This is a genomic window from Dietzia sp. DQ11-38-2 (assembly GCF_014145055.1).
GTDB lineage: Bacteria > Actinomycetota > Actinomycetes > Mycobacteriales > Mycobacteriaceae > Dietzia.
On sequence record NZ_JAALDW010000188.1, the window covers coordinates 1 to 3,852 of the forward strand.

At 71.2% G+C, this 3,852-nt stretch carries 5 protein-coding genes; 3 read left to right on the forward strand and 2 right to left on the reverse strand.

Features of this window, described 5'->3' with window-relative positions:
* Window positions 1–124: 124 nt before the first annotated feature.
* Window positions 125–538, forward strand: a complete 414-nt coding sequence (locus tag G6026_RS07100) for a DUF4870 domain-containing protein (RefSeq protein ID WP_107755299.1) — start codon at window positions 125–127, stop codon at window positions 536–538.
* A gap of 150 nt (window positions 539–688) precedes the next feature.
* On the forward strand, window positions 689–1,537 hold the full coding sequence (locus tag G6026_RS07105; protein ID WP_228548948.1) for a tyrosine-protein phosphatase: 849 nt from the start codon (window positions 689–691) through the stop codon (window positions 1,535–1,537).
* Here G6026_RS07105 and G6026_RS07110 read toward each other — a convergent pair.
* Window positions 1,521–1,910, reverse strand: coding sequence for a hypothetical protein (locus G6026_RS07110; RefSeq protein WP_182612757.1), 390 nt, complete (start codon window positions 1,908–1,910; stop codon window positions 1,521–1,523). The genes G6026_RS07105 and G6026_RS07110 overlap by 17 nt on opposite strands.
* Before the next feature lie 243 nt (window positions 1,911–2,153).
* On the opposite strand from G6026_RS07110, the gene G6026_RS07115 reads away from it, so the two are divergent.
* The gene (locus tag G6026_RS07115) at window positions 2,154–3,272 is read left to right on the forward strand and encodes a DNA gyrase subunit A (RefSeq protein ID WP_182612758.1); all 1,119 of its coding nucleotides are present in this window, start codon (window positions 2,154–2,156) and stop codon (window positions 3,270–3,272) included.
* Here G6026_RS07115 and G6026_RS07120 read toward each other — a convergent pair.
* A partial coding sequence (locus tag G6026_RS07120; RefSeq protein ID WP_182612759.1) for a PD-(D/E)XK nuclease family protein occupies window positions 3,265–3,852 on the reverse strand: 588 nt, incomplete at its 5' end. The genes G6026_RS07115 and G6026_RS07120 overlap by 8 nt on opposite strands.

Below are 3,852 nucleotides of genomic sequence, written 5' to 3' on the forward strand. Positions count from 1 at the left end.
GGGGTCCGGGGCGGCGGGGGCCCGTGGCGGCAGAGGATCGGGGGAGGGGGACGGGCGGGGATCAGTGGCGACACGGGGGACATCCCTGATGCCCCGACGCCCCCGAGAGGCGCACACTGGGGGCATGACGCAGCAGCCCGGATCCCCCCAGTACGGCGAACCCCAGTACGGCCAGCCCGTGGCCGGACCCGACGACCGCACGCCCGCGGCCCTGGCGCACGCGTCCAGCCTCATCGCCATGGCGCTCTCGGCGGGGTGGCTCTCCTTCGTGGGCCCGCTGGTCATGTGGCTGATCTACAAGGACCGCAGCCCGTTCGTCCGGCAGGCCGCGGCCGGGTCCTTCAACTTCAACGTTGGTCTGTGGATCATGAGCATCGTCGGCTGGGTCTTCATCATCACCGTGATCGGCATCCCCATCGGACTGGTCCTGCTGGCGGTCTCCTTCGTCCTCCAGATCGTCGGTCACCTGATCGGAGTCGTGCGCGCGACCCGGGGCCGGACCATCAACTACCCGTTCCAGCTGCGCATCCTGAGCTGACGACCCCGCTCCCCCCGGTCAGCGCGCGGAACTCGTCGTCGGCCCCTCCCACCGACGCGGCGCCGCCGCCTCGCACCGGTCCCGGCGATCCGGTAGTAACGAGAGGGGGCGGCGCGCCATCCGGGCGCGCGGGAGCCGAAGGGACGCGGAATGGGCGCAGATGCGCGCATGAACACCGGGGTCGACGCCGAGGTCGTCCGTGATGTCAGCGCAGCGGCCGGCGCGTCCGGTCCGGCGCCGGGCGACGTCCGACTCACCAGCGTCCACAATTTCCGGGACGTCGCCGGCCATGGATACGCACTCGAGCCGTCCGGGACCATGGCCCGCGGTCTGGTCTACCGGTCCACCACCTTGTCCGTGGGTGAGGACGATCTCGGCGTGCTCAACCGGCTCGGGGTGAGCACCGTCGTCGACCTGAGGACCGACGAGGAGATCGTCCGACAGCCCGACGTGATCCCGGACGGGGCCCACTACCTCGCGATCGACGTCCTCGCCGGGAACACCTCCGCCGCCGCCTTCACCGGGGCCGGCACGTACAGCGTCGAGGACGCCCGGCGGGAGACGGCGATCATGTACGAGCGGTTCGTCGTCGGGGACGCCGAGCGGACGGGTTTCGGACGCGCGGTCCGCGCCGTGGCGCGGTCGACGGGCCCGGCGATCGTGCACTGCACCGCCGGCAAGGACCGGACCGGCTGGACCTCTGCCGTCCTGCAGCTGCTCGCCGGCGTCCGCGAGGAGGACGTGATCGCCGACTACATGCTGACGCGCGAGCTGTCCGTCGACTTCGTCGACGCCATCCGCTCCTACGTCCGCGCGGAGATGCCCGAACGCCTGGAGGCGATCGACGTGCTCATCGGGGTCGAGGAGGTCAACATCAGGCGGTCGCTGACAGCGTTGACCCGTGAGTTCGGCGATGTCCGTCGCTACCTCGTGGAGGGCGCCGGTGTGGAGGAGGGCCTGGTGGACGAGTTGGGGGCCCGGCTCAGAACACCACGATGACCGCGCCGAGCACGCCCCCGAAGGCGATCGCCTCGAGAACCACCGCCACCGTGCGGCCCACCTCGGTCCGTGCCATCGAATGAACCCTGGGGCCCGCCATCGTCAGCGCGAACACCAGCACCAGCAGCGCCACACCCACCAGGGTGTCGGCGAGGAGTGCCGCGACGCCGTAGACGGCTCCGAGGCCGATCAACCCTCCCGTCGCCGCGGCCGAGACCGTGGTCAGCGGCGCCGGGAAGACCGCGGCCGGAGCGGTGTCGCGGATCCCGCGGTCGTCGACGCCGGGCCGGGCCTCCGCCCCGGGGCCCTCAGCAGGAGGATCCGGGACGGAATGGTTCCGGCCCCCGTCCTCTAGCGTCAGATGTCCGTTCATGTCCAGGACCCTACGTCCGATTTCCACGGGAACGCTCGGGCGACCTTAGGAAACTGATCGGAAAATGGAAAGGACTGGTCAAGGGCGGTATTTCGGCCGGAGAGATCGGTCACAACGTCGGCTAGGGCAGCTGCCGGGGCCGTGCGGCTGCAGGACCGTCACAGGGGCCGCCCGCGTAGGATCTCGCCTGGAACCGGTGGGGGCCGGGACTAGTTCGACAGCGGGGAAGATCGGGGGATCGGCGTGGCAGCTACGGGTGCACTGGGAGGGTGGTTCGAGCCCGGAGACGATGCCGGGAGGGCCTTCGACGAGGCCGAGGCGCTGCTCATGGCGTGTGAGGACCTCACCGCCGTGATGGAGACCATCCGGCACTCGGATTCCCCGGTCGAGGCGCGGCGCGCCCTCAAGACGGGGTTCGGGTTCTCCGGGAGGCAGGCCGCGTTGCTCCTCACGCTCCCGGTGATGTCGTTCACCCGATCCGAACGCGACCGGATGCGCGACAGCCGCCGGGACCGGCTGGAGCTCTTCGCCGACGTCACCGGGTCGATCCCGGCGCTGCGGCAGGACGACGTCCGATCGGCACCGGCACTGGCTCCTGTGGGCCCGGATCCATCCGTCGCCCGGCCGGAGTGGGCCGCCGACATCGACGGAGCCCTCGAACGGACCCGGTGGGTGATGAACGGGGAGAGGGGGGATGGTTCGACTCCCCAGGAGTCCGTGACCACCGGGGTTCCCGCATCCACCGCGCCAGTGGTTCGTCGATCGCGGTCCGGCCGCGTGGATGACGCCTCGGTGGTGCTCGACGAACAGGTCGGGGAGCTGTGCGACGCGCTGGCCGAGATCGTGCAGGTGCAGGGAGCGCCCGGTGCGTGGCTGGATGATCCCCGGGCCTCCGACTCCCGGTCGGGCATGTTGCTCGACAGTTGCGGCGTCGACGATTCGGTGGGGATCCGCACGCTTCTCTGGCATCTCCGCCGGACGGGCCTGGACGCGGTCGAGGGACTGTTACCGTTCGCGGACCCGGTGGACCCCGCCCGGGGCTTCGACGTGCAGGCGAGGATGTTCGAGCACGCCATGGCCACCGGTGGACTGGGTTCGGAGCCGGGGCCCGGGGTGACCTGGGCGGGTCGACTGTGGCCGATCGCGGAGAGGCGGGGCTACGGGTACGCCGTGGCCTACCGGGACGGTCCGGATGCCGGAGCGGTCTGGGCGTACGGCGGAGACGAACCGCTCTACCGGGTGTGGGATTCGGTCGTGGACCTGCTGGTGGAGGTGTACCGGGCGGTGACCACCGGCGAATCGTGCGACGCGGCGATCGCCGCCGCGACGAACGGACGCGTGGCGTGGACGAACCTCAACTGAGATCCCGTCCTATGACGGTGGCCCGGCCGCCGCGGCAGAACACGAGCTCGACGCGGCTGACGGTCCGGCCGGTGGTCGCCCGCAGGAGTTCGGCGTACGCGCACAGCTGGAGCAGGTAATCGTCCACGGTGGCGCAGGTGACGGCGACATCGGTCTTGTAGTCGATGACGGACAGGGACCCGTCGGGGTGGTCGACGACCAGGTCGACCACCCCGTCCACCGCGACGGACGTGCCGTTGGTCGTGGCGAGGGATCCCGCGACCGGCAGCTCCGCCCAGTGCGGACGGCCAGCGGCCCTGCGCACGGGGTCCGAGGTGAGGGCCGTGCGGGCGACGGCGACCATCTCCTCGACGGCCTCGGGGGACCTGGCGTCGCGGACGCCGCCACCGAGACCGAGGGAGGTGAGCTGATCGGCCGCCCACGACTCCCACTCCCGGATGTCCGCAGAGGGTGCTGCTGTGAGGAGCTCGGCGAGATCGGTGTGTTCGGCCAGGTGATGGACGGCGGTGCCGACGTCGGTGCCGGAGGCCAGTGGGACCGTCCGGGGTGCGGGCGGCAGCTCCTCCTCACGTGTGGGAGC